At 67.5% G+C, this 26,934-nt stretch carries 20 protein-coding genes; 12 read left to right on the forward strand and 8 right to left on the reverse strand.

Annotation, left to right across the window (positions count from 1 at the left end; genetic code table 11):
- The first annotated feature begins 92 nt into the window (after positions 1–92).
- On the forward strand, positions 93–1,928 hold the full coding sequence (gene ftsH, locus J7643_13980) for an ATP-dependent zinc metalloprotease FtsH (GenBank protein MBO9541693.1): 1,836 nt from the start codon (positions 93–95) through the stop codon (positions 1,926–1,928).
- Between the two features lie 8 nt (positions 1,929–1,936).
- Here the strand turns inward: ftsH and J7643_13985 are convergent, their stop codons facing one another.
- The 3 genes from J7643_13985 to J7643_13995 form a co-directional block, all read right to left on the reverse strand.
- A complete protein-coding gene (locus J7643_13985; GenBank protein MBO9541694.1) occupies positions 1,937–2,551 on the reverse strand; it encodes a hypothetical protein in 615 nt (204 codons plus the stop codon).
- 98 nt (positions 2,552–2,649) lie between these two features.
- Entirely contained in the window at positions 2,650–4,074 is a 1,425-nt protein-coding gene (locus J7643_13990; GenBank protein ID MBO9541695.1) for a PD40 domain-containing protein, read from the reverse strand.
- Between the two features lie 28 nt (positions 4,075–4,102).
- Positions 4,103–4,786, reverse strand: a complete 684-nt coding sequence (locus J7643_13995; protein ID MBO9541696.1) for a class II aldolase/adducin family protein — start codon at positions 4,784–4,786, stop codon at positions 4,103–4,105.
- 126 nt (positions 4,787–4,912) lie between these two features.
- Here J7643_13995 and J7643_14000 point away from each other — a divergent pair, with 126 nt between their 5' ends.
- Both J7643_14000 and J7643_14005 read left to right on the forward strand, forming a co-directional pair.
- A complete protein-coding gene (locus tag J7643_14000; protein ID MBO9541697.1) occupies positions 4,913–5,821 on the forward strand; it encodes a GNAT family N-acetyltransferase in 909 nt (302 codons plus the stop codon).
- Positions 5,822–6,083: 262 nt separating this feature from the next.
- Positions 6,084–7,310 (forward strand): S8 family serine peptidase, encoded by a 1,227-nt coding sequence (locus J7643_14005; protein ID MBO9541698.1) that lies wholly within the window; start codon positions 6,084–6,086, stop codon positions 7,308–7,310.
- Between the two features lie 33 nt (positions 7,311–7,343).
- On the opposite strand, the gene J7643_14010 is transcribed toward J7643_14005, so the two are convergent.
- Genes J7643_14010 through J7643_14020 form a run of 3 tightly spaced genes read right to left on the reverse strand, consistent with a single transcriptional unit; the run spans position 7,344 to position 9,226 of the window.
- Positions 7,344–8,135, reverse strand: a complete 792-nt coding sequence (locus J7643_14010) for a GNAT family N-acetyltransferase (GenBank protein ID MBO9541699.1) — start codon at positions 8,133–8,135, stop codon at positions 7,344–7,346.
- A complete protein-coding gene (locus J7643_14015) occupies positions 8,120–8,533 on the reverse strand; it encodes a zf-TFIIB domain-containing protein (protein MBO9541700.1) in 414 nt (137 codons plus the stop codon). Before J7643_14015 ends, J7643_14010 begins: the two co-directional genes overlap by 16 nt.
- Positions 8,534–8,542: 9 nt before the next feature.
- Positions 8,543–9,226, reverse strand: a complete 684-nt coding sequence (locus J7643_14020; GenBank protein ID MBO9541701.1) for a deoxyribose-phosphate aldolase — start codon at positions 9,224–9,226, stop codon at positions 8,543–8,545.
- 477 nt (positions 9,227–9,703) lie between these two features.
- On the opposite strand from J7643_14020, the gene J7643_14025 reads away from it, so the two are divergent.
- From J7643_14025 to J7643_14050, 6 genes are all read left to right on the forward strand, one after another.
- Positions 9,704–12,613, forward strand: a complete 2,910-nt coding sequence (locus J7643_14025) for an IPT/TIG domain-containing protein (protein ID MBO9541702.1) — start codon at positions 9,704–9,706, stop codon at positions 12,611–12,613.
- 9 nt (positions 12,614–12,622) lie between these two features.
- A complete protein-coding gene (locus tag J7643_14030; protein ID MBO9541703.1) occupies positions 12,623–13,573 on the forward strand; it encodes an IPT/TIG domain-containing protein in 951 nt (316 codons plus the stop codon).
- A 26-nt stretch (positions 13,574–13,599) separates the two neighbouring features.
- Positions 13,600–16,509, forward strand: a complete 2,910-nt coding sequence (locus J7643_14035) for an IPT/TIG domain-containing protein (GenBank protein MBO9541704.1) — start codon at positions 13,600–13,602, stop codon at positions 16,507–16,509.
- A 12-nt stretch (positions 16,510–16,521) separates the two neighbouring features.
- On the forward strand, positions 16,522–17,214 hold the full coding sequence (locus tag J7643_14040) for an Ig-like domain-containing protein (protein MBO9541705.1): 693 nt from the start codon (positions 16,522–16,524) through the stop codon (positions 17,212–17,214).
- A gap of 10 nt (positions 17,215–17,224) precedes the next feature.
- Positions 17,225–18,253: a hypothetical protein gene (locus tag J7643_14045; protein MBO9541706.1), complete on the forward strand. Its 1,029-nt coding sequence runs from the start codon at positions 17,225–17,227 to the stop codon at positions 18,251–18,253.
- Positions 18,254–18,381: 128 nt separating this feature from the next.
- A complete protein-coding gene (locus J7643_14050) occupies positions 18,382–19,536 on the forward strand; it encodes a hypothetical protein (GenBank protein ID MBO9541707.1) in 1,155 nt (384 codons plus the stop codon).
- A 69-nt stretch (positions 19,537–19,605) separates the two neighbouring features.
- Here J7643_14050 and xerD read toward each other — a convergent pair whose 3' ends face one another.
- The gene (gene xerD, locus J7643_14055; protein ID MBO9541708.1) at positions 19,606–20,487 is read right to left on the reverse strand and encodes a site-specific tyrosine recombinase XerD; all 882 of its coding nucleotides are present in this window, start codon (positions 20,485–20,487) and stop codon (positions 19,606–19,608) included.
- Between the two features lie 263 nt (positions 20,488–20,750).
- Here xerD and flhB point away from each other — a divergent pair, with 263 nt between their 5' ends.
- Positions 20,751–21,941, forward strand: a complete 1,191-nt coding sequence (gene flhB / locus J7643_14060) for a flagellar biosynthesis protein FlhB (protein MBO9541709.1) — start codon at positions 20,751–20,753, stop codon at positions 21,939–21,941.
- Here the strand turns inward: flhB and J7643_14065 are convergent.
- Positions 21,938–22,600 (reverse strand): hypothetical protein, encoded by a 663-nt coding sequence (locus tag J7643_14065; protein ID MBO9541710.1) that lies wholly within the window; start codon positions 22,598–22,600, stop codon positions 21,938–21,940. The genes flhB and J7643_14065 overlap by 4 nt on opposite strands.
- A 296-nt stretch (positions 22,601–22,896) precedes the next feature.
- On the opposite strand from J7643_14065, the gene J7643_14070 reads away from it, so the two are divergent.
- The gene (locus tag J7643_14070; GenBank protein ID MBO9541711.1) at positions 22,897–26,343 is read left to right on the forward strand and encodes an SBBP repeat-containing protein; all 3,447 of its coding nucleotides are present in this window, start codon (positions 22,897–22,899) and stop codon (positions 26,341–26,343) included.
- Positions 26,343–26,933: a hypothetical protein gene (locus J7643_14075; GenBank protein MBO9541712.1), complete on the forward strand. Its 591-nt coding sequence runs from the start codon at positions 26,343–26,345 to the stop codon at positions 26,931–26,933. Before J7643_14070 ends, J7643_14075 begins: the two co-directional genes overlap by 1 nt.
- Position 26,934: the final 1 nt, after the last annotated feature.

The raw sequence follows: 26,934 nt of genomic DNA on the forward strand, positions 1-26,934 counted from the left end.
GCGACCCGCTTGCCGAGCTTCTCTCTTGACCCTCGAAGGGGCTTTCCCTAGACTCGGGGCGCTTCGCGCGAAAGAGCTGGAAGGGGCGAGCGATGGAAGAGGGAGCTGGCAAGCTCTGGTGGTACCTGGCGGTGCTCGTGCTGGTCTGGATCGGCTTCATGTTCTTCTTCCCGACCGGCAGCCCGAAGGCCGAGCTCGCCTATTCGGCCTTCCGCGCCCAGGTGGAGGCGGGGAACGTCACCCAGGTGACCCTGCAGGGCCACAAGGCCGAGGGTGATTTCGCCCAGCCCGTGACCGTGACGCAGGACGGCAAGCGCGCGCCCTATCGCCAGTTCGTCACCCAGCTGCCCCCCATCGACGACCCGCGCCTCTTGCCCATGCTCGAGGCCAAGGGCGTCCAGGTCGCCGCCAAGCCCGAGGCGAGCCGGTGGTGGCTGGACCTCCTGCTGGTGGCGGCTCCGATTCTCCTGCTGTTCGTGATCCTGGGGCGGATGGGCGCGGGGGGCGCGGGCCAGCAGACGGCCTTCACCTTCGGTCAGAGCAAGGCCAAGCTCTACACCACCGAGCGCCCCAAGGTCACCTTCGCCGACGTGGCGGGCGAGGACGAGGCCAAGAAGGAGCTGGTCGAGGTGGTCCAGTTCCTCAAGGAGCCCGCCAAGTTCCGGAAGCTGGGGGCCAAAATTCCGAAGGGGGTCCTGTTGGTCGGGCCGCCCGGCACGGGCAAGACTCTCTTGGCCCGCGCGGTGGCGGGGGAGGCGGGGGTGCCGTTCTTCTCCATCTCGGGCACTGAGTTCGTCGAGATGTTCGTGGGGGTGGGCGCCAGCCGGGTCCGCGACCTCTTCGAGAAGGCCAAGAGCCGCGCGCCGGCCATCATCTTCATGGACGAGATCGACTCGGTGGGTCGTCGGCGCGGGGTGGGGATCGGCAACGTCAACGACGAGCGCGAGCAGACCCTCAACCAGCTCTTGGCCGAGATGGACGGCTTCGACCCCCACCAAGAGGTCATCGTCATCGCCGCCACCAACCGCCCCGACGTGCTGGACCCGGCCCTGCTCAGGCCCGGTCGCTTCGATCGAAGGGTGGTGGTGGGCCTGCCGGATCGGGCCGGGCGCGAGGCGATCCTCGGGATCCACGCGGCCAAGGTGCCGCTCTCGCCCGACGTGAAGCTGCTCGAGATCGCCTGGGAGACGCCGGGCTTCTCGGGGGCGGACCTGGCGAATCTCGTGAACGAGGCGGCGCTCGCGGCGGCGACCAAGGGCGAGCAGACGGTCTCGGCCGCTGACTTCGAGGAGGCCAAGGACAAGATCATCATGGGGGTGCGCCGCAACACCATGCTCGACCCCAAGGAGCGGCGTCTGGTCGCCTGCCACGAGGCGGGTCACGCCCTGGTCGCTCACCTCTTGCCCAACGCCGATCCCTTGCACAAGGTGACCATCGTCCCCCACGGCCACGCCCTGGGCGTGACCCAGATGCTGCCTCAGGACGAGAAGTACTCCTTCCCGCGGGCGTATCTGCTCGACAAGATGACGGTGCAATTAGGCGGGCGCGCCGCCGAGGAGCTGGTCTTCGGCGAGGTCACGACCGGCGCCGAGAACGACCTGCTCGAGATGACTAAGCTCGCGCGGCGGATGGTGTTGCGCTGGGGCATGGGGACGGGGCTCGGACCCCAGGCCTACGACCTGGAGGCCGACAACGCCTACCTGGGCCTAGAGGCCCCCGTGGGCGAGAAGCCCTACTCCGAGGCGACCGCTTCCATGATCGACCAGGAGGTCCGGCGCCTCACGACCGAGGCCTACGACCGGGCCAAGGCGCTGCTCGCTTCCAACCGGGACAAGCTGGACCGGCTCGCCGAGACCCTGCTCGCCGAGGAGGTCCTTGACGCCCACCAGATCGAGACCCTGGTCGGGGCCAAGGTGGGCCCCGCCTAAGGCGGCCTCTAGTGGTCCTCATCAAGATAGCGGGAAGTCGCCTCGTCCAGCAGCCTCAGATACTGCTCGTGCATTACCATCGAGGGGGAGGTGTAAGGCCCGCTCCAATCCTGGTTGTATTGTTCGATGGTTAGTTCGGGGAGCAGTTTCTTGAGGTCTGTGTAAGAACTCGGTACCCCGAGCCATTGCCGGTTGTAAGCTTCAATGCTGCGTTCCGCGAAAAGCTTGGTGACGGCGGATGAAAAAGCTCCCAGAAAATCGCTAATCGGGCACGTGGCATCGAAAAATACGTCCACGTCCTCACCGATATCAGACTGGCCGACCATCAAGTCATTTGGGTACCCGATCCTGATGCGCATCAAGTCGTTCCAGTGACCTGATACACGATCGAGCCGAAGAATAGGCTGAGTGCCTTCCGTCTCGAACATGACCGATTGGGAGGTTTCTAGCGTGCAAAATGCGGCGACAGCGAGGATTAATTCCGCCACTCCAGCCGCTCTGCTTCCAATCTCACTGCTTGATACCGTCAAGTTGATCTGTTCGGAGCCGACGGCGATATCAATTTTTAACCAACCGCTCGTGCCGGGTGACAGTCGAAAGCTGATGGCGCAGTTTGATTCCATGCTGGTGTGCCTTTGCTCGCTTGCATCCCGGGAAGGTCATCGAACTGCGGAGCAGCTGAAGCCTTGGGATTTGCGGATGCTAGCCCACCTTGGGGCGTTCAGTGCCAGCTGAAGGTCGAGGCGCTGAAGGGGCCGTAGGTGAGGTCCGACTCGTTGATCCGCAGCGAGGGGATGGGGCTGTTGAACTCGGTCCACTGGCGGGCGGCTTCGCTCGACGGCTGGAGGCCGTTGACCGACTGGCGCCAGACGGTCGCCTGAACCACGCTCGACGACTTGGGGCTGCCGAAGGCCCGCAGGTAGGCCACCTGGTTGCCCGAGAGGCTCCAGGTGGGAGAACTCTCGATGACTGCGTCGGTGAACTCCATGGGGTTGAGGGGGATGTCCGAGCCCGCCTGCATGGTCACGTCCCTGAGGAACACCCGCTGCCGCTTGGTCGAGCTCGCGCCGACGGTCATGGGGCCGAAGCGGGTGTAGGCGATCGCCTGGCCGTCGGCGCGCCACTGGGCCTCGAAGGCGTAGTCGTCGAGGTTGGTGAGGTTGGTCAGCTTGCGCAGGGGGCGGCCCGAGGCGATGTTGTAGAGGTAGAGGTTCCAGGCGGCGGTGGTCCCGGCGTTGTCGGTGGGGTAGTCGCTGTTGGAGAGCACGCTCGCCACCATGGTCGAGACCCGGTCGGGGTTGAGGCTGGGGTTCCACGCGGGGAAGCGCTCGTCCACCTTGCTCGCGGTCACGGCGATGGGGGTGTTGTTCTCGCCGGTGGTGCTGACGCGGTAGATGTCGAAGTTGCCCTTGCGGTCCGAGGAGAAGAGCAACTCGCGCGAGCTGGGGGACCAGCTGGGATCGAAGTTGAAGCCGGTCGACTCGCCGGCGTTGACCACGGTGAGCACCCGCCCGCCCGCGTCGATCACCCGGATCGCGGTGCTCGGCATGTTGGGGGCGTAGTCCACGTAGGCGATGTAGCGCCCGTCGGGGGAGACGGTGGGCTGGGCGCCCCGGATCTCGCGGCCCGAGGAGTCCTTGAGCGCGCGCTGGTGGAGCACGGTCATGCCGTTGTCGTCGGTCGAGGCCAGCATGATGGTGCCCGCGCCGTTGGTGTCGCCGTTGGTCACGTAGGCGACGGTGCTGCCGCCCAGGTTGATGGTTTCGTTGCGGGGCTTGGAGGTGAAGCCGTCCTCGACCAGGATGCGCAGGGTGTCACCGCCCGCGAGGTTGCCGGCGGCGTCCGGCGAGCGCGAGGTGAAAGGGGCGTAGTAGACGAAGTTCTTCTGGTCGGTGAAGCCCTGGGGGGAGACCCGGCCGCGCTCGGCCACCACCTGGTAGCGGAGGCTGCGTCCCGGCAGGGTGGTCGCCTCGATGGTCAGGCGGGTGGTGGTGCCCACGTTGAGCGAGGGGTTGTCGAGGGTGACGGTCTGGATCTCGAGGCCGGTGTTGAGGAAGGCGCAGCCAGGCAGGGCCAGGGGGGCCGCTGCGGCGGCGAGCATGCCCCCGATGATGAGACGTCGGGTCCAGAAACGGGTTGCGGCCACCATCCTCACTCCTCTTGAAAGCTGATCCCTACATACCCGAGCCGGGCAAGCGGGTAACCGGGATCTCCCGCAGGCCCATGGCCCGCCGGGTGCGGGCCAGGGCCTCGACTTGGTCCTCGCCGAGGGGCCGAGGGCCGCCGAGGGTGTGGGCGGCGAGGGCGACCTTGGCGGTCTGCTCCAGCGTTTCCATCCGGTAGAAGGCCTCGAACAGGTCCTGCCCCACCGTGACGGCCCCGTGGTGAGAGAGGATGCAGCAGTCGTAGTCGACCAGGAGCCGGGCGACCCCCTCGCCCACCTGGGGGGTGCCCGGGGTGGCGTAGGGGGCGGTCGGGATGGCGCCCAGGCCGATCACCACCTCGGTCAGGATCGGGGCCATGAGCGAGACGCCCGCCACCGAGAAAGCCGTGGCCGTGGGGGGATGGGCGTGGACCACCGCCTTGACGTCGGGCCGGACCCGGTAGACGGCCGCGTGCATGCCGAACTCGCTCGAGGGCTTGCGGCGCCCCTGGAGCGCGCGTCCTGCGAGGTCCACCACCACCAGGTCCTCGGGCGACAGGAAGCCCTTGCACATGCCGGAAGGGGTGGTGAGGAAGCGCTCGGCATCGATCCGGCAGCTCACGTTGCCATCGGCGGCGACAATCAGCCCCCGCTCGTACAGGCGGCGGCAGACGTCGATCAGGGCGTGACTCAGGATTTCGAGTTCGTCGGACATGCTTCCATTATAGGAGCTTCCAACCAAACCAGGCATGTGACCTCCGTTGGCCGCCCTAACCCCGCTTGCCTTCGAACGGGGGCGCGGGGTATAGACAGAGTGCCCCCGTTCCGTCTTGAGGAAAGCGTGAAGCCGAGCGTCCGTCTAGCCACCGAATCCGATTGGCCGCGCCTTGTGGCCCTCCTGGCGGCAGGCCATGGTGGCAACGGCTACCACGCAGCCGTCTACCAGCGCTGGCACGCCGAGTGGCCGCAAGTGCTCAATGAGTTCGAGGCCCTGCTCATCGTCGAGACCCCACGCGGGCTCGCGGGCTTCGCCGGAATCCAGCGCCACCCCATCCCTTACACGGCGGGCCTCTTTCGAGCCCTGGCGGATCACTTCCTCGCCCCTGACCTGGATCCGGGCGAGGCGATCGTCGCGTTGGTCGACGGCCTCGCGGAGTGGGCGCGCGAGCGGGGTTTTGCCCGGGTGACCCTCAACATGGAGCCCCAGGAGGCCGATTTGCTGACGGCCCTGGCGGAGGCGGGGGGCTTTCCCGAGCGGGTGGCCATGTTCACCAATCGCTTCCCCAACGAACCCCTGGATCCGACCATCCGCCCCATGCGCGACGAGGAGGCCGACCAGGTGGCCGCCATGGGCGCGGAAGTGGCCGCGTACCTCGCGACCTTACCCGGCTCCTTGCCCTCGCCCACGGGCGAGGCGCTGGTCGACCTGACCCGCGAGGGCTACAAGGAGTACGGGGAAACGCGGCCCCATGCCTTCTTCGTGGCCGAGCGCGAGGGACACCTGGTGGGCTTTGTCTTCGCCGTGGTCGAGCCCCCGGACGGGGGCCTCATCTACGACCTCTACGTCATGCCTGCATGGCGGCGCCAGGGAATTGCCCGAGCCCTCTACCGGCAGGCGGCAGGCTGGCTTGTGCAGCAGGGCGCCGAGTGGCTCACCCTGTCGGTCTACGCCCTGAACCGCCCCGCCTACGAAGCCTACGAGCAGTGGGGCTTCTTCCCGTTCTTTGTCGCCTGGGAGCGCAATCTCTGAAGTGCTCCTCTCGTCGCGGTTGCGTCGCCTGGGAGCGCAATCTCTGAGGGGACAACGGCTGATCTCGCCGAAAGTAACCCACGTCTTTTGGCGGATCCGCACGAGGTCTGATGAGGCGCGGGGCCCTATGATAATTGGTATGAACCGACCCCCTCGGCGGCGCCGCCGGGGGGGTCACCTTTTTGGGGGTGAGGCCCCTTGCTCCGGGGAAATAGATCCTTTAAACTCCTCTTAATATTTTCATAAAAGAGGAGTTTGAGAGATGCAACGCGCTCGTCTTGCCATCGCTGCCCTGGCCCTCGTCCTTGCCGGCTGTGCCGCCGCCCCTTCCATCACGGGGGCTGGGGGTGAAGCTTCCCGGATTTCGGGCCAGGCGATCGCAGGCGAGCACATCATCCGCCTCAAGGCCGGCGTCTCTCCCTCGGCCTACGCTCGCAAGCACGGCCTCCAGCTGGTCCAGGCCCTGGGCCTCGGGATGCATCTCTTCCGCGGCGAACGCGCCCTCTCGATCCTGGAGGCGGACCCCGAGGTGGTGTTCGCCGAGCCCAACCGCACCATCCAGCTGCCCGCGCTCAAGGCGCAGCCGGCGCCGAATCCCTCGACCCGCGCCGCCTCGCCCAACGACCCGCTCTTCCCCGCCCAGTACGCCCCGGTCATCACCGGCGCCGAGAAGGTGTGGCCCAAGCAGAAGGGCTCCGCCGAGGTGATCGTGGCGGTCATCGACTCGGGGATCGACGGCACCCATCCCGAGTTCGAGGGGCGTCTGTTGCCCGGCTACGACTTCAGCGAGAAGCAGGCCGTTGCCGGCGGTGACCGGGACGGCTACGGCCACGGGACCCACGTGGCGGGCGTCATCGGGGCGCGGCAGGACAACGGGGTGGGCGTGACGGGGATCGCCCCCGGCTGCAAGCTCTTGCCCGTGCGGATCTTCAACAACTCGGGCCACACGACCGACGGCGCTTCGACCGCGGCCATCATCTGGGCGGTGGACCACGGCGCCAAGGTCATCAACGCCAGCTGGGGCAGCCCCTCGGACAGCGAGGCGGGCCGCGCGGCCATCAAGTACGCCCAGGACAAGGACGTGGTCGTGGTGGCGGCCGTCGGCAACACCGGCAAGGAGTGGGACCCCAGCTACCCCGCGGCCTGGCCCGGGGTCGTGGCGGTGGCGGCGAGCAACGACCAGGACGGCTGGGCTTCGTTCTCGACCTGGGGGGACTGGATCACGCTGGCAGGACCCGGTGATGCCATCCTCTCGACCTATCCGCTCTCCAAGGGAAACGGCTACCGCATCATGTCGGGCACCTCGATGGCGGCCCCGGCCGTCTCGGCGGTGGCGGCCCTGGTGCGCAGCCAGCACCCCCAGCTCTCGCAGGCCCAGGTCATCGAGCGCCTCTACGCCACGGCCCGGGACACCGTCATGACGGGTAAGGACAAGTACGTGGGCCACGGCCGCGTCGACGCGCTGCGCGCGGTGCTCGACCCGCTCTAGACGGGATGAGCAAGGCCTCGGGCCTGGTCGGCTTCAGGGGGCTTTCGAAGGGATGCGGGCCCAGACGGGGCCCGCGGCGGTCGCCATCATCCCGAAGCGCTCGTAGAGGGCGCGTGACGAGAGGTTCGAGGCCTGGGTGGTGAGGCCCACGGCCTTGGCGCCTGCCAGGTGGGCGGTGGCGAGGGCGTCCGCCAGGAGGATCTTGCCCCAGCCCTGGTTCTGCCGGGCGGGATGCACCCCGATGGCCCCCAGGTGATACCGCTCGCCGAGCGGCTGGAGGATGGTGAAGCCGATCAGGCGTTCGCCCTGGCTCACGACGCGCACCATCGAGACTTCGAGGTGGACGGCCATTTCTTGCCGGCTGCGCTGGAAGGCGGCCGGGAAGGCGGCGCGATCGAGCGCCACCAGGGCCTCTAGATCGCGCGCCTCGGCCTGACGGACCGAGGGATGCTGCTCGAGCGCAGGCAGTGGGTCCAAGAGGTAGTACAGGAGCTCGTCGATGCGGGCGAAGCCGTGCGGTGCGAGGAGGTGCCCCTCGGTGCCCTTGGCGACGATCAAGGCGGACGGGGGCAGGTGCGCGGAGATGCGCGGCCACTCCCGGGCGATCGCGGCTTCGAGCCCATGGGCGTCTTGGCTGGCCTGATAGAGCTCGATCAGTTCCTCATGGGCTTCGAGCGGCACCAGCATGGCGTCGTCGCCCACGTAGGCGCGCTGGGGACGCGCCAGCACGTCCCGCTCCATCCAGGAGAGGGTGCGGCTGCCCGCCACACACCCTCCGTGGGGGAGGCGCCGCCAGCGCTCGGCGAAGGTCACGGACGCTTCCATGGCAACCCCAATACGAAGTCGATGATCTCGAGCGCCGTGCGCACGAGGCCCTTGCCTTTGACCTGGGTGACGAGCACCCGCTGGATCTCGATCCCATCGAGCCACGTGCCCCCGCAGCGGGGGCACACGTCGACCGCCGCCTGGCCGAGCTGGGCGGGACGGGCCCGCTTGAGCGCGACCCCGCAGGAGGGGCAGTCGGGGACGCTGGTGATCCGCACCGCGGGGATCTTGAGGGTGGCGTACTGGTCGGCGAAGTAGCTCACGGTGGGCGACTTGAGGAAGGCGGCGAGCTCGCCGCGCGCAAACCAGTGGCCCAGGCACGCCGGGCAGCGATCCACCGCGGTGGCGCCGAGGTAGGTGCCTTCGAGGTAGGCGTCGTCGCAGCGCAGGCAGTGCATCGATGGTCTCTAGTAGCCCGCGGCGGCGGTCCCTTCACCCGAGGCGATCGCCACCGAGGCGCTCGCTCCGATCCGGGTGGCGCCGGCCTCGACCATGGCCAGGGCGGTTTCGCGATCGCGGACGCCGCCCGAGGCCTTGACCCCCATGTCGGGGCCGACGGTCCGGCGCATGAGGGCCACGTCGTGGACGGTCGCACCACCGGTCGAGAAGCCGGTCGAGGTCTTGACGAAGTCCGCGCCCACAGCCTGGGCCAGGAGGCAGGCGGTGACCTTCTCGTCGTCGGTGAGCAGGCAGGTCTCGAGGATGACCTTGGTGATCACGCCTTCGGGGCAGGCGTCCACCACCGCGCGGATGTCCTGCTGGACCCGCTCGGGCTGGCCGCTCTTGAGGGCGCCGACGTTGAGGACCATGTCGATCTCGCTGGCCCCGTCCTTGATGGCCTGCGCGGTCTCGAAGGCCTTGACCTCGGGGGCCGAGGCGCCGAGGGGGAAGCCGACCACGGTGCAGACCTTGACCTCGGACCCTGCGAGCAGCTGGGCGGCGAGCGCCACGTTGGCGGGGTTGACGCAGACCGAGGCGAAGACGTGCTCGCGCGCTTCGGCGCAGAGCTTGCGGATGTCGGCCTCGGTGGCATCAGCCTTGAGCAGGGTGTGGTCGATCATGCGGGCAAGAGGGAGTTCCTCGCGGACCATGGCAGGCTCCTTGTGTCGATGAGGCCCGGGCAAGAGGTGGCCGTCGGCTTCGCATGCTAGCACATGCCCGGGCGCTTGCGCAGCGATCGCCGCACCTGCGAGGCCGTTTGAAGAGAATGCCTGCCCGAAGTCGCGCTTGATTTACAAGCGGAAGCCTTGCTCGATTGTCAGTACTTGTATAGGTATCGCCTCTGAAAGCAGGGGTATGGGTGGTTCGTTGCTTCAGGAATGCGTTGCGCTTCTCAGGGTCAAGGGGTCTTCAGGGCTACGGCCGAGCGCAATGTGCGAAATATTGGACAAAAATTCACTTGATCCACATATGTTCAATATAAAGATTAGGTTCACCTGCCTGAGGCAAGGGTAAGTTCAGCCTTGAGCCGAGCATTCAATTCCCCTGTACCTTCAGCTTTGCGGTTCGACAAGGTTCCAGGGCTCGCGGATGGCGTTATTGATTCACTCGACAGGAGGGGAGACGTGGTGCGTTTTTCGCGCGTATTCGCGCTGAGCCTCATGCTGGTCGGCTGCCACCTCCCTGCTGCGGTCAAGCAACCCGTGGCGCCGCCCACCGGCGAGCGCGCGAGCGCACTTGATGCCCAGCGGTCGCAGGCCGACTTAGCGGTCGATTCGAGCGTCAAGGGGGTCGCGGCCTTCCCGCAGCCGCTCGCCGCCCAGGCCGCCCCCGGCCACGTGCTCAACCAGGCGGTCGTCTTCCTGGTGGATCCGGACACCCGCCTGACGGTGACGGTCGGCAAGACCGACGCGGCGGGCAACTTCACCCTCGCGCTGAACGACTACGTCCCGGATCCGGCCAAGATCTACCTGCTCGAAGCCTACAAGGGACTTGCGGCCAACGCCGCGGGCGCAGACGCCGCGCGCCTGCGGACCTTCCTGAAGTGGACGGGCAGCTCGTGGCAGAGCATCACGCAGGGCGGAGTCGTCCTCACCCCCCTGACGACGGCCCTCGCCCTGATGAACAGCCTCAACCCCGCCGTCACCCGCACGAGCCTGCTCGATAAGGTCAACGGCAGCGGCGCGCTGACCAGCCCCCCCGCGGGCTACACGGCGCTCGAGGTCAACGGCCTCGCCGGGGCCATCCAGCGTTACCTGGCGGGTGATATCGATCCGGTGTCGAGCGTCTCGGGCCTCGCGCCGGCCGTGACGAGCCTGTCGCCCGCGAGCGCCGTGCCGCTCGCGGCGATCGCCATCAACGGGACGGGCTTCTCCCCGGTGGCGGGGGACAACGTCGTCACCTTCGGCGGTAACGTCGTGGGCGCGGTCTACATGGCAAGCCCCAAGCAGCTCATCGTCGTGGTCCCCCAGGGCGCGACGTCGGGCAACATCAAGGTCACGACCCGCTCCAAGGACAGCAACCTCGTCAACTTCGTCGTCACGGGCGGCCAGGGGCCGGCGGGCTTCGTCATCTCGGACCTCTCGCCCAGCATCGCCATGCCGGGCGAGACGATCAACATCCTCGGCGCGGGCTTCAGCCCGACGGCGGCCGAGAACGTGGTGACCTTCCAGCAGGGGGGCGGTGGCACCGTCACGGCCACCCCGACCCAGGCGGCGCCGCACAGCCTGATGGTGCAGGTCCCCGCGGGGGCCATCTCGGGCCCGGTTTCAGTCACGATCAACGGCAATACCACCAATCGCTTCTACTTCAACGCCATGACCCCCGTCATCACGGGGATCAGTCCCACTTCGGGTACCGTCGCCACCGCCGTCAAGCTCGACGGCCGCAGCTTCGGCTCTCAGGGCCTCCAGAGCGCCGTCCGTTTCAACGGGGCCGTCAACCAGGGCAGCATCGTCTCGTGGGGCACCAACCAGGTGGTGGTCAAGCCGCCGGCTCCTTCCTTGATCTCCAAGGTGAGCGGCCCGCTCTCCGCCGTGATGCTGACGGGCAGCGTGAGCCAGCCCTTCGGGAACTTCACGGCGAACGCCTCGGTGGTCGAGGGCTTCACGGGCGCGCCGGGGGCTGGGACCACCGCCTCCTGGACGGGCGGGATTCTGCAGGCGGGGGTTGCGGACACGGCCTTCACCCAGACCAACTTCAGCGCCAACACCAACACCGGCAACTTTGTCGCGAACGCCTCGGGCCTGACCGTCACCCCGGTCACGGGCACCTTCCCCATCGCGGTCAGCGGCTACCAGTACGATGCCGGCACCAGCTACTCGGCGAGGACCCAGCTCGGGGTGGACGACGCTTACTTCTTCGCGCCGGGCACCTCGGCCAAGAAGGTGCGCCGCTACAACCTCTACACCGGCGCCTTCGAGGACGAGACGGCCCTGAGCTACGGGGATGCGGTCATCTGGAACCCCAACAACGGCTACGCCTCGCTCGCCGCGAGCGCGTACCAGGCCTTCAAGCTCGGGACCACCTGGGGCGGGGCGGCCTTCACCACGCCGACCGATTCGAGTGCTACGAACCTGGCCAACTCCACCCACGCCATGTTCGCCACCGACGGCACCACCTACTACCACTACGACTGCGGCGCCGGCCACAAGGTGAGCCTCTTGAGCAGCGCGCTCGGCGATCTCGGATCCTGGCCCGGCGTGTCCTACGGCTGCGGCTCGGGTCCCGCCTCGGCGGCGGGCTTCACCGGCCTGAGCGAGGTCTTGACCAACCCGGGCAACGCCACCAACAGCATCACGACCCTCGATCGCGTCAACGGGAGCAGCTGGAGCAAGAATGCGGTGGCGCTGCCCTTCGCGCTCGACGGGACGGGGGTGAGCGGGGTCAATGTTCCGCTCATCGGCTCGAACGGCGTCCACCTCTTCGTCCTCGGGCGGAACCCGGGCTATAACGGCAACGCCATCAGCCTGTTCCGGTTCACCTACTCAGGCGGGGTCCTGACCCACCTGACCTCGGGGGGCAGCGCGACCTCGACCACGGCGGCGATCGCGTTGACCGCCAACTCGGTCTGGAACACGGTCACCTTCACCCGCAACGTCCCGGCGAACTCGAACTGCACCATCGACGTGCTGGACGGGACCTCGGGGGCGGTCCTGAAGAGCAACATCGCGAGCGGCGCGAGCATCGGGGACCTCACGGCGAGCTCCATCAAGCTCCGCGCGACCGTGAGCATGGGCGGCACCGGCACCGCCCCGACCGTAACCAACTGGTCGGTGACGACCCGCCGGGCCTACGCCGTCTCGCCGGCTTACGACAGCGGGACCAACTTCGCGACCTACCAGGCGCCGACCATCACCAGCAACGGGGCGGCAGTCACGCACTACACGATCACCTACTCCGACAGCGCCGATGGGATCGCCTGGGGGGCGGACGTCTCCAACTTCGCCACCTTGACCCGCCGCTACGTGCGCTTCAAGGTCAATCTCAAGCAGCCCACCACCCAGATCACCGGGATCGCCCTTCCCTACCAGTACTGAGGTGGCACGATGCGACACTTTCTCTTGATCTCGCTCCTTATGCTGCCTGGCTGCGCCGTGATGGCTCCCGAGCCGCCAAGCGCCCTGCCGCTTTTCGGCCAGGTTTCCTTCCCGACCGAGCGCAGCGCCCAGGCCGACCTCAACGACGTCGCCGTCTCGGCCACGGTTTCGCTGATCCGCGCGGACACCAACGAGACGGTCCACACCGCCCTGACGGACCAGAATCGCAAGTTCGTCTTCTCGTTCGTCAAGTGGCAGCCTACCGTGGACGCGCTCTACTACCTGGAAGCCCTCAAGGGCCTCGGCTCGAACCAGGCCGGCAACGCGGTGATCCGGATCAGGACCCTCGCGCAGTACACCGCCACCGGCTGGCGGAGCCTCGGGGCGAGCGGCAGCGGCGTCCAGCTGACGGCGGGCACCACGGCCGTGACGATCGTCGCAAGCCACCTGGGGCCCGCTCAGGTGCCGCCGCTCGGCCTGCTCGGCAAGATGACGATCGGCGTGCCCGATCCGAGTCTCGTTCCCACGACGCCCGACACCCTGGACCCCACGGGGACGGGCATCAGCAACGCGCAGTACCACGCCGTGTACGACCTGGTGGCGCGCGCCCTCGACCGGGACGCCGATCCCCTGGAGCGCGTCTCCTACAACGGTTCGACTTTCGCCATGAAGGCCTACGCCGTACCGGGGATCTCGGCCGTGGTGCCGTCGGCGGCGGCCATCGGGGCCACCGTGACCCTCCAGGGCAGCAACTTCGACGCGGTGCCTGCGAACAACACGGTCTTCTTCAACGGGGTGCCCGCCATTCCCGCCACGGGGAGCGCCACCCAGCTTGTCGTCACGGTGCCGGCGGGCGCCACCTCGGGTCCGGTCTCGGTCACCACCGGCGCCGGGCCGGCAGGGGTGACCCAGAACTTCTCGGTGATTCAGCCTCCTTCGGGCGTCCTCACCGCACTCTGAACCCGGCGACGGGAGGAGGGTCTACGATGCGTTTTCAGATGGTATGCGCGCTGAGTCTCGCGCTGACGGCTTGTCACCTCCCCTCGTCGACGACCCGGGGGCCCGAGGTGAGCGCCGCTCTTGGCCCCGGCGTCACCGCGCAGCCCGTGCGGCCGATCGCAGAAGCTGCGGTCGAAACGAGCATCAAGGGCTCGGTAACCTTCCCGCTCGGCGTTCGCGCGCAGGCCCTGCCCGCCGAGATGGTCGCGCACGCGGTCATTTCCCTGATCGACCCGGACAGCAACATGACGGTGGCGCTCGGCAAGACGGACGGCTCGGGCAACTTCACCCTCGCGCTGAACGCCTATCCCCCCGAGGTCGGCAAGGCCTACCTGCTCGAAGCCTTCAAGAGCTACGGGAGCGACGAGGCCGGCCAGGACGCCGCGCGCCTGCGGACCTTCTTGCGCTGGACGGGCAGCGCCTGGGAGAGCATCACCCAGGGCGGGGTCGCCATCAACGCCCTGACCACGGCCCTCGCCCTGATGAACAACCTCAACCCCGCCGTGACCGCTGCGAGCCTGATGGGCAAGGTGAGTGCCGCAGGGGCTCTCGTCAGTGCGCCTGCGGGCTACACGGCAGGTGAGGTCAACGCCCTGGCGGCCTCCATCCGCGACTACCTGGCGGGGAACATCGACCCGGTCTCGAGCGTGTCGGCCCTCGCCCCCGAGGTGACGGGCTGCACGCCGCCGAGTGCCGTGCCGCTCTCGGCGATCGCCGTGCGCGGGGCGGGCTTCTCGCCGGTGGCGGGCGACAACGTCGTGACCTTCGGCGGCGGCGTCACCGGGACGGTCTACATGGCCTCGCCCAAGGAGCTCATCGTGCTGGTGCCCCAAGGGGCGACCACGGGGAACCTCAAGGTGACGACCCGCTCCAAGGACAGCAACCTCGTGAACTTCGTCGTCATGGGCACTGGTGGCGCCGCGGGCCTCCAGATCGCCCGCCTTTCGCCGAGCAGCACCGTCACGGGCGACACCATCACGATCGTGGGGGCGGGCTTCAGCCCGACGCCCGCGAGCAACACCGTCACCTTCCAGAAGCTCGGCGGCGGCACCGTCACGGCCACCCCGACGACCGCGGACGCCACGAGCCTGTCGATCCAGGTGCCCGCCACGGCCACCTCGGGGCCCGTCTCGGTCACCGTCGGCGGCAAGACCACCAACCTCTTCTACTTCAGCGTCCTGACGCCCATCGTCTCGGCCTTCAGCCCGTCTTCGGGCACCACGGCCACCAGCGTGACGGTCGACGGCAGCGGCTTCGGGATCCAGGCAAACCAGAGCGCCGTCAAGTTCAACGGGGCCGTCGATCAAGGGAGCATCGTCTCGTGGGCGGCCAACCAGCTCGTGGTCAAGCCACCCGCCCCGTCGCTCGAGGCTCGGGTGAGCGGCCCGCTCGTCGTCTCGACCCTGATGGGGGAGATGAGCCAGCCCTTCGGCAACTTCACGGTGAGCACCTCGCTGGTCGAGGCCTTCGCCGGGGCAGGCGGCGCGGGCACGACCGCCTCCTGGACGGGCGGGGTGCTCCAGCCCAACAGCGCGGTGACGACCTTCACCCAGACCAACTTCAGCGCCAACAGCAACACCGGCAACTACGTCGCCAACGCCTCGGGCCTGACCATTAACCCGGTCGTGAGCGTCTTCCCCCTCGCGGTCGGGACCTACCAGTGCGACGCCGGCACCAGCTACTCGGCGAGGACCCAGCTCGGGGTGGACGGAACCTACTTCTTCGCGCCGGGCACGACGGCCAAGACCGCGCGGCGCTACAGCCTCTCGACCGGCGCCTTCGTGGATCAGACGACCCTGACCTACGGGGACGCGGTCATCTGGAGCCCCAATAACGGTTACGCCTCGATCGCCGCCAACGCCGATCGGGTCTTCAAGCTCGGGACCACCTGGGGCGGAGCGGGTTTCACCACGCCAACCGCCCAGAGCGTTTCCGCCCTCGCGGGCTCTACCCACTCCATGCTCGCCACCGACGGCACGACCTACTACCACTACAGCTGTTCCGAAAACCACAAGGTGTGCCTGTTGACCAGCGCGCTCGCGACCGCCTCGCCCTGGCCCGGTAGCGCTTACAGTTGCGGAGCGGGGCCCGCCTCGGCGGCGGGCTTCACCGGCGTCAGCGAGGTGCTGACCAACCAGGGCACCGCCACCCCCAGCACGGCGCTCGATCGCGTCAATTCGAGCGGGTGGAGCAAGAACGCGGTGGCCCTGCCCTTCACCCTCGACGGGACGGGCGTGACGGGGAGCAACGTTCCGCTGATCGGTTCGAACGGGACCGATCTCTTCATCCTGGGGCGCAACGCCGGCTACAACGCCAACGCCATCAGCCTGTTCAAGTTCAAGTACGCGGGCGGGGTTTTGACCCACTCGACCTCGGGGGGTAGCGCGGCCTCGACCACGGCGGCGATCGCGCTGCCTGCCGGATCCGCCTGGAACACGGTCACCTTCACCCGCAACGTCCCGGCGAATTCGACCTGCACCATCGACGTGCTGGACGGGACCACGGGGACGGTCCTGAAGAGCAACATCGCGAGCGGCGTGAGCATCGGGGACCTCACGGCGAGCTCGCTCAAGCTCCGTGCCTCGATGAGCATGACCGGCACCGGCACCGCCCCGACCGTGACCAACTGGTCGGTGACGACCCGCCCCATCTACGCCGTTTCGCCGGCTTACGACAGCGGGACCAACTTCGCGACCTACCAGGCGCCGAGCCTCACCAGCACCGGCGCGGCCGGGACCGACTACACGATCACCTACTCCGACAGCGCCGACGGCGTCACCTGGGGGGCGGACGTTTCCAACTTCACCACCCTGACCCGTCGTTACGTGCGCTTCAAGGTCACCTTCAAGACGATGAGCACCCAGCTCACGCGCGTCACCTTCCCCTACCAGTATTGAGGCGTATCACCCATGGCACACCAATCCGGCAGATCCAACCGCCTCCTCGGCACGCTCCTGGTGCTCGCGCCCATGGCGCTCGCCCTGCCCGGCCTGGCGGGCTGCTCCGACGACCCGGAGACCCTCGGCCTCGTCGGGATCACCCCCGCGACGGCGACCCCCAAGCTTCAGGCAAAAGAGACGCCGACCCCCGATCCGTTGCCCAAATTGTCGCCGACCCCGACCGCGACGCCCTCTTTCGCGGCGACGGCGACGCCTTCGGCCACACCGACGGCTACTCCGTCCGCGACGCCGACGGCAACGCCCACGCAGAGCCCATCGCCCACCCCTTCCCCGACGCCCAGTCCGACTCCGACGGCATCCCCGAGCCCGACGCCGACGCCCGTCACGGTGAGCAACGTGGTGGTCTCCCCTAACGCGATGACGCTCTACGTGCCGGCTCCCGGCGGGACGAACGCACCGGGTTTCGTCTCGACGTACACCTTCAACGCGTCGATCCTCTTGAGCAACTTGACGACCTCGGGGGACGTCGTCTGGAGCAGCTCCGACGATAGTCGAGCGACCGTGAGCCAGGCCGGTCTCGTGACGGCCGTCGCCGAGGGGACCGTGACCATCACGGCGCGTGCCCGGACGGATGCCGGCAAGTTCGCCACGGCCACCGTCACCATTCTGTCGAAGGGCAAGGTGCAGATCATTGTTCGCTAGGAGAGGCACGATGCCGGTTGTATTCAAGCGTCTTTCCGCCGCGGTGGGCCTCGGGCTCTTGGTCTCGCTGACGGCCTGTCACGCGCAGGCTCCCGTCTTGAGCGGGCCGGCCGAAAGGGTGGAGGCGCCCGTCGTGGCCGGTCATCAAGCGCACGGTAGCGTCTCGTTGCGGGTCCTGTGGCCGGTGCGCGCCGCCTATCGCACCCAGGCGATCCCCGCCAACGCGAACTCGATCGTGCTCGAGGTCCTGAGCGAGGACGGCGCCAAGCTCCTCGCGCGGGGCGTGGTGGAACGGCCCCCTGGCGGCGCGCTCGTATCGGAAGCCACGCTCGATGAGGTCCCCGCCGCAAGCAACCTGCTGGTGAGAGTCACGGCCTACCTGGACGAGAAGCCGGGGCTCGGCTCGCCGGTGCTCGCCCTGGGCACCGCGCGGGTGAACGTGCTGCCGAGCAGCGTTTCGGTGATCGAGATCGAGCTGACGGCCCTGAACGGCCCCATCATCACGAGCATGCCGGCCAACTCGGGGCCCAATACCTTCATCCTCGTCTCGGGCAGCAACTTCGACAGCGACACGCCGGTGAGCGTCACCTTCGGCGGGGTGCCCTCGCCCCAGATCCTGGGGGGCGGGAGCGGAGCACCCTTGCAGGTGCTGGTCCCCGAGAACGCGCTCGACGGCCCCCTGGTCGTCACGGCCAACGGGGTCGCCGGGGCCGGCGCGTTTCCCTTCCGGATCATCCGCAAGCTCGCCCTGTCCCCCGATAGCGCCCCGGTGAGCGTGGGGGTGCCGGTTTCGTTGAACGCGGTCTTCGCGCTCAGCGCGAAGACCGCCTCGGGCGACGCCATCCCCAATCCGGTCGTGACGTCATGGTCTTGCGGCTACGTCGTCCAGCCCGGCGGGGTCGAGGACAAGGAAAATCCGCTGCCGGCCTTGCCGAGCGTCACGGCCGACGGCGTTCTGACCGCGAGCCAGGCGGGGACCTTCCGGGTCTCGGCCTGGGCGGGCTCGGTGGAGGCCACCGCCGATATCGTGGTGAACTGACGCGCCGGTCGCTGTCGCGACTCGGTAGGCTTTTCGATTCATGGGGTATGCAAGGATTTGAAAGGCTCCCTCGCTTGAGGTGACCAAAATCCCGCTGGTACGCGCGCGCGGCAGAAAGGGGCAAGGGCATGAGCAACACGAGCATCACCTCGGGCGGCATCACCGCCATCATCGCGGAGGCGGTCATCGGTCGCAAGACCGAGGAGATGGAGCCCGTTGCCAAGCCCATCGAGGCCATTACCGCCGACACCATCGAGGACCGCTCCGGCGCCACTCAGGACGTCCAGGAGTTCAAGCCGGGTGGCGAGGCGAGCGAGCTCGACCTGGGGGGCTTCCGCGAATTCGGGAAGGCGGCGGGCGGCAACGATGATCTGCTGCCGAAGGATCTCCTGAAGGGCCTCGACCCGGAGCTGCTCGCCCAGATCTACCGTAAGCGTGATGCTGCGCTCAAGGGCGAGGTCGATACCTCGCCGATCACCGCCAAGGGAGCGAGCGCCAAGGCCCAGCTCAGCACCGGTGTCGACGGGCAGCCCATCAACACCTGGAGCCAGGCGGGCGCCAAGGCCATGGAGCTTGCCAAGGAGCTGATGGCGACGGGCAAGTACGACGGTCCGACCATCAACCTCGGCGACCACAACGCCTTCATGAACTTCGCCAACAACGAAGCCAATCGCGGCTGGGGCCTCCAGGCGGCGGCCATCCACAGCAACGAGTACGCCAACGGCAACGAGACCGTCAGCAAGGCGGCCCTCCTCGAGGCCTGGGATATGGTCGTCGGCGAGGCCAAGGCGAACGGCAAGGAGCTCTGCGACCCTTTGGTGTTCGACCTCAACGAGGACGGGGACACCGACGCGACGGTGGACCAGCGGGGCATCAACGTGGACGGTTCCACCGCCACCAAGTGGGCCGAGAAGGGCGACGGCGTGCTCGCCATGGGCGACACCCCCATCGCCACCACCGACTCGAAGGGCGTCAAGCACAAGGACGCTTACGAGACCCTCAAGGCCGAGGCTCAGTACGCGGGCATCGACATCAGCAAGGGCTACCTCGACGCCAGCGACATCAAGACCCTCGAAAGCAAGGGCCTCACCATGCTGGTCTCCAACGGTGACGGCACCAACCAGCACATGAAGCCTTCCGAGCTCGGCATCACCAAGATGAGCCTCGGGGGCAAGGCCGTCGACAAGAAGGACGCGGCGGGCAACAGCATCACCACCGAGGGCTCCTTCGAGCGCAACGGCAAGTCGGGGCTCGTCAACGACATGTGGCTGAAAACCCTCTAGCCTTCTCAGGTCTTCAAACGAAGAGGCCCGCCGACGATCGGCGGGCCTCTTCGTTTGCTTGCAGTGCGCTCAGTTGGCCGAAACCCGCCGGTGGGCGGCGTTGTAGACTTCCTTCATGCGGCGCTTGGAGATGTGGGTGTAGAGCTGGGTGGTCGAGATGTCGGCGTGGCCGAGCATCTCCTGCACCGAGCGCAGGTCCGCCCCGTTCTCGATCAGGTGGGTCGCAAAGGAGTGACGCAGGGTGTGCGGGGTGATCTCCTTGGTGATCCCGGCGCCCTGGGCGGCTTCCTTGACGACCTTCCAGATGCCCTGGCGCGTCAGGCGGCGACCGGCGTAGTTGAGGAACAGGGCGCGCTCCGGGCTGCGGCCCTTGAGCTTGGGCCGCACGTCCTCCATGTAGGCGCCGAGCGCCTTGATGGCGGCCTGGTTGATGGGCACCAGGCGCTCCTTGGAGCCCTTGCCGAAGCAGCGGACGTAGCCGGTCGTCAGGTTCACGTCCTGCACGTTGACCCGGGTCAGCTCGCTGACGCGCAGGCCGCCGGCGTACAGCAGCTCGAGGATGGCGCGATCGCGCAGGTCGGTGGGGTGCTCGACCAGGCGGGTGATCTCGCTCTGGTTGAGGACCTTGGGCAGGTAGCGCGCGGTCTTGGGGCGCTCGACCTCGATGCTCGGGTCGCGCTCGATCAAATGCTCGCGGACCAGGAATTGGTAGAAGCTCTTGAGAGCGGCGATCTTGCGGGCGATGGAGCTCGAAGCGAGCCCGCGCTCGCGCAGCTCCTTGGTGAAGCCCGTGATGGTCATGCGGGTGGTCTGGCTCCAGCCGTCGATGCCGTGCGCCTTGAGGAAGTCCATGTACTGGCGGAGATCGTTGTGGTAGGCCGACAGGGTGTGCTCCGAGAGACCCCGTTCGACTGATAGGAAGTCGATGAACTCCGAGACGTGCTGGTGCATGGCGATGGTTCTCCGGGCGGGGGCCTCCGCGCGCACAGCGAAACGGCCTTCGCCGAGGGCGAAGCGCTGGATCGGGCCGTGGCGACGATCGCGGGGACCCGCGGCCGCTCCCCTATTGGGTTGACGCGGCCTTGGGGGTGTGTGGGGTATAGTAAAACCGGCGTGCCGAAAGTTCCGTGCTTTGGGTCACGCGATCGCGTGACCAGCCGCGGGCGCTGCTTTGGGTCACGCCAGGATGCGCCGAGGAAAGGGGGTGAGGCTGAGTGTCGGACGAAAAAACAGAATCAGCCACAGACCATAAACGCCAGGAAGCGCGAAAATCGGGTAACGTCCTCAAGAGTCAGGACGTGATCGTCGGCATCCTCCTCTTCGGCCTCGCCTACAGCATCAACTTCGCCGGCCAGAACGCCTTCAAGTATCTCTACGGTTTCTTCGTCGAGACCTACGAGCAGCTCTACCTCTTCACCGACTACGACCTCAAGGGGGTCCTGGGCATCCTGCTCAAGGCCTGCCTCATCATCATCCTCTGCAGCGCGCCGCTGGTCGCGATCGCCTTCTTCCTCACCTGGATCGGCAACCTTCTTCAAGTGGGCGTGCTCCTGACCCTCAAGCCCCTCAACCCCACCGAGGGCTTCAAGAAGATCAACCCCATCAAGGGGGTCAAGAACATGTTCTCGATGAAGAAGGTCATCGAGCTGGTCAAGAGCATCCTCAAGATCATCATCATCGGGTGGATGACCTACGGCATCGTCAAGGACGCCCTGGGCCAGATCCTCCTGACCTCCGGGATGGCGGTCCCCGCCTCCATGGCCTTGCTGGGCTCCTTGGTCCTGGCCATCTTCCAGAAGGTCGCCCTCGCCATGATCGCCTTGATGATCCTGGACTACGGCCTGCAGAAGTGGCAGTACGAGAAGTCGCTCAAGATGTCCAAGCAGGAGCAGAAGGACGAGTACAAGAAGCTGGAAGGCGACCCCCACGTGAAGGGCCGCATCCGCCAGAAGCAGATGGAGATGGCCATGAACGCCGGGCGCGGCTCGGTCTCCGAGGCGGACGTGGTGATCACCAACCCCACCCACTACGCGGTGGCCATCGAGTACAAGCCGAAGAAGGGCCAGAAGGCCCCCATGGTGCTCGCCAAGGGCAAGAACGCCTACGCCCTCGAGATCCGCCGGATCGCCGAGGAGAACTTCATCCTGATCGTGGAAGACCCGCCCCTGGCGCGCATGCTCTACGCCCAGGTCGAGGTCGAGCAGCCGATCCCGCCCGAGCTGTTCCAGGCGGTCGCCAAGATCATCGCGCTCTTGTACAAGGGGCGCCGTCGGCCCCAGGCCCAGCAGCCGGTGCTCACCGAGATTCCGAGCATGGCCCCGCCTGCCGACGTGCAGGCGCAGCTGGAGGCTCCGAGCGAAGAAATCCCCCCGCCCCAGCAGGGGGCAGGGGGAACGGAGGCTTAGCCGCCCAGCGAGAGGCGGCCGGTGCCGCGCGGCACCGAGGTCTGCTGGGGCGGCGGGAAGAGCCGCCACAGCATCTCGTCGTCCTTGAAGACCTCGTAGAAGTTGCAGATGGGGTAGACCTTGCCCTGGAGCTTGCTCAGCCCAAGCCCGTCCAGCGCGTAGCCCGCCGCATAGGGGTCGAGCCCTGTTAACCCGGCGAGCTTGGTCTCGGCGAGGGTCAGGGTGCTCAGGGCATCGTCGAACTGGTGCAGGGCGATCTCGGAGCGGCGCAAGAGATCGGGCTTGGCTCCGAGGCGCTGGGCGAGATTCTCGATCATGGCGCGATCGCCTGCCGCCTGTCGCGCGGGAGGGGCGGGCTTCTTGGCGCCGAAGCCCAGCTTCTTGGGAGGTGGCGGCGCGGCGGGCTTCTTGAGGTGCTCCACGGCGCTCTTGAGGATGCCGATCCGCGGCTCGAACTGCTCGAGGATCGTGCGGCACATGGCGAGCTGCTGCTCGGCGTCCGTGATCTGCTGCGCCACCGACTCGGGACCCGCTGCGAGCGGGCGAGTGCCCTTGCTCGTCAGGGGCTGGGTGGCGCTACGTACGAACTGGTCCGAGTAACCCGGCCCCCCGAAGGGAGCGCTGCCCGGTTTCTTGGCCGAAGAATGGAAGGCGTCCATGCAGGGGTCCTCCTGTCCATGGAATTCCCGCTTCTGGCGCGTTCGTAACACATAAGGGTCGACGAAGGCTGAATGATGCGTCTTTGTTCAATTTGTCAGTAAGTGTTGAGGTTTGACCCTCAAGATTGTGGCATACCGTATGTGGTGAATGATGGCCGTGCACGCACTCTAGCTTTCTTGGGGGCCTCAACTCCAGCAGAGACTTGCGGTTCGCCTTTGCGATGCCCGCTTTGCCATGGCCCCTCGCCACTCGATTTCTTGCGATCGCTCCGAGAAAGGTGACAAGGATGTCGCGCTTGAGCTTCCGGAAGGGGCTTCCCCTTCTCCTGATGCTGGTGCTCCTCATCGGCTGCCGCTATCCGTTCGGGATGGCCACCTCGCCGACCGCGAAGCCGCCCGAGGCGCAAGCGGAGCAGTTGCGGCCCCTGGAAGGCCGCGTCTCGTTCGAGCCGAGAGCGGCTCAGGCCGACCTGAAAGACGTTGCCAAGGCCGCGACGGTCTCGCTGATTGATACGACCACCAACGTCACGGTGGCCGCCGCCGTGACGAGCGCGAACGGCCAGTTCTCATTGGTCTTCCCGAGGACCTTCCGGCCCGATCCCGCCGTGGCGTACTACGTGGAGGCGATCAAGGGTCTCAACAGCAACCGACCCGGCAGCAACACGGCGAGAATCCGCACCATCGTCAAGTACCGCCAAGGGGACTGGACCTCCTTGACCGTGGGCAAAGTCGGCGTGACGCCGCACACCACGGCGATCGCGATCGGCGCCGCGCTCCGCCTGGGCACCGACCGTCCCGTGGACTTCGACGCCCTGCTCGGGAAGCTGAGCGGCGCGACCTACGAGCCGGTCACCAACCTCTCGCAGGCGGATCTCGACGCCATCCTCGCCCTCGTCGAGCAGGGCCTGCTCGCCGATCGGGACCCGGTTTCGAAGGTGGGGCTCAACCTCTCGACCGGCGCGTGGGTCGAAGTGGCGCCGTCGCTCGCCATCACTGGCATGAGCCCGACCTCCGCCACGGTCGGCACCCTCGTCACCGTGAACGGTAAGGGCTTCGATCCCACCCCCGCCAACAACGTCCTGCGCTTCAACGGCGCCCCCGCGAACGCCCAGTCGGTCTCGGACGGCACCCTCAGGGTCGAGGTGCCGCTGGGGGCGACCTCGGGCCAGACGACGCTCCAGGTGGGCGAGCTGATCGCGCTCGGCCCCATCTTCAACGTCCAGCTCGTGGTGAGCGGGTACGCGCCGATCTCGGGCAGCCCCGGCACCAGCGTCACCTTCACGGGCTCGGGCTTCGACGCCTCGATTCCCTTCAACAACACCGTCACCTTCGACGGCGTGAGCGCCACCATCACCCAGGTGACTCACACGAGTATCACGGCCACGGTGCCGACCGGGGCCCTGAGCGGACCGGTCGTCGTGACGGTATCGGGTGTCAGCCTGAGTCCCGGCTCCTTCAGGGTGCCGGTGGTCATCTCCAGCATGGTGCCGCTCTCCGGCGTGTCAGGCACGAGCGTCACCCTCACGGGGTCGGGTTTCAGCCCAGCGCTCGCGGGCAACGTCGTCAGCTTCAACGGCAAGCTCGCCACGATCGCCACCGCGAGCCCGACGGTCATCGGCGTGACGGTGCCGGCTGCCGTCACGACCGGGCCCGTGACCGTCACGGTCGCCGGCGAGGTCGGGACGACGAGCCCCCAGAACTTCGTGGTCGCCTCGGGCCTGAAGGGCAGCGCGACGATCCAGACCCTCGCGGGCACCACCCTGCCGCCTGCCGGACGTGCCGCCACCAACTGGGGCATCACCGCCGGGTGGGTCGCTTCCGACGCGGCGGGGAACCTCTACACGAATCACGGCAGCAAGGTCTACAAGATCGCGACGAACGGCGTGATCACCCACGTGGCGGGAACGGACACGGCCGGTTTCTCGGGAGACGACGGGCCGGCGACCAGCGCGCAGCTCAACAGCCCTCAGGGCGGTGCGGTGGATAGCGCCGGGAACCTGTACATCGCCGACTATTCCAACCACCGCATCCGGAAGGTGACTCCCGGTGGGATCATCACCACCGTCGCCGGGAACGGCAGCGCGGGCTACACGGGGGATGGCGGGGCCGCCGTCACGACGTCGCTCAACAATCCGCGCCGCATCGCGATCGATTCCTCCAACAACCTGTACATCGCGGACACCTCCAACTACCGCATCCGGAAGGTGACCCCCGGTGGGATCATCTCGACCATCGCCGGAAACGGCAGCTCCGGCTCCTCGGGTGACGGCGGATCGGCCACCGCCGCCCAGATCGGCAGCATCTACGGGGTCGCGGTGGACGGCGCCAAGAACGTCTACCTCGCGGACTACGGTAATTGGCGCATCCGGAAGGTGACCTCTGGCGGCATCATCTCCACCTTCGCGGGCACCGGCTCTCCCGGCGCCTCGAGCGATGGCGGGGCGGCGGCCAGCAGCACGCTTTACTACGTCTATGACATTACGGCGGACACCACGGGCAACGTTTACATCGCGGACAGCAATGGCAGTCACCGGATCCGCCTGGTGAACACCTCGGGGATCATCTCGACCATCGCAGGCAACGGCTCGCCGGGGTATTCCGGTGACGGAGGCGCGGCGACCAGCGCCCGGATCAATTATGCGGGGGGCGTTGCGATCGACAGCACCGGGAACGTGTACATCGCGGACACCGACAGCTGCCGCATCCGCAAGGTCACCAAGGCCACGGGCGTTATCACCACGCTGGCGGGCATCACCACGAGCTCTTTCTCGGGGGATGCCGGGACGGCGCTCACCGCCCAGCTGGCCAGCCCTCAGGGGGTCGCGGTCGACTCCTCCAACAACGTCTACATCGCCGATACGAGTAACCACCGCGTCCGGATGGTGAACACCTCGGGCACCATCACCACCTACGCTGGCGGCGTTTACAACGCCAACTACGTGACCACCAGCGGCTACGCTGGTGACGGTGGGGCCGCATCCGCCGCCCAGCTCAGCAGCCCCCAGGGGATCACCCTGGACGGCAGCGGGAACGTGTACATCGCGGACTCCGGCAACCACCGCATCCGAATGGTGACCAAGGCCACGGGTATCATGACCACCGTGGCGGGCGACGGCAATGCCGCCTATACCGGCGATGGCCTCGCGGCGACCGCCACGTCGCTCAAGAGCCCGCGAGGCATCGCGGTGGACTCCTCTGGGAACATCTACATCGCGGACACCGGCAACCACCGTATCCGCAAGGTGACCAAGAGCACGGGGAAGATCTCCACCCTGGCGGGGACGGGTGGGGCCGGCTACTCGGGGGATGATGGCCCGGCGGTCAGCGCCCAGCTCAACAACCCCTACGACGTCGCGGTGGATGCCGCCGGGAACGTGTTCATCGCGGATACCAGCAACAGCCGGATCCGGAAGGTGACCCCTGGCGGCACCATCACCACCGTGGCGGGCGGCGGCACCAGCGGTGACGGAGCGATGGCGATCGCCGCCTCTCTTTCGAGCCCTCGGGCCATCGTCCTGGATACCGCGGGGAACCTGTACGTTTCGACGAGCAGTTCCGTTCGGAAGGTCGATACCTCGGGGACCATCTCGACCATCGTCGGCGGGACGAGCGGCTTCGCGGGGGATGCAGGCGCGGCCTCCGAGGCTCGTCTGAGCAGTCCGTACGGCCTCTTCGTCAACGGCGCGGGGACGATCCTCCACATCGCGGACACCAGCAACCACCGCATCCGGAAGGTGCAGTGATGCGGCGCTTTCCTAGAACCATCGCGGTGTTGGCCGTGACCCTGCTGCCGCTCTTCGGGGGGTGCACCCTGGACGAGGAGTCCGATCTGCCGCTGCTGGGGGGTGCGCCCGGTGGCGGGCAAGGCGCGCAGAACGGCGGGATCGAGGGCGGCATCCAGGATTCGCACGCGGCGAGTCCGAGCGCGACGCCCAGTGCGACCCCGTCGCCGAGGCCCGCAAGCCCGCAGCCGTCGCCAACTTCCAAGCCCACGGCCAAGCCTGAGGTCGCCATCACCGCGCTCGAAGTCTCGGCCATGCACGTCGTCCTGTTCCCGCGGCCCGTGGCCGAGGAGATGGGTCTCGGTTTCGAGACCGAGTGCCGACTGACGGGCTTCGCCGTGCGGGGCGATCGCTTCCTGGCGCCCGTTCAATGGCTCGATCGCTCGGTGGGGCAGCTGAGCGTGGAAGCCTCGGGCCGGATTGCGACCACGCACCTGACCCGGCCCGGGCTCTACATGGTGCGCTGCCAATCGGTGGACGACCCCAGCGTCTACAAGGACGTGGCCGTCGAAGTCCGCGCGACCAGCGAGTTGGGAGTGGTGATCCAGTGAG

The sequence above is a fragment of the bacterium genome, from assembly GCA_017744355.1.
GTDB lineage: Bacteria > Cyanobacteriota > Sericytochromatia > S15B-MN24 > UBA4093 > JAGIBK01.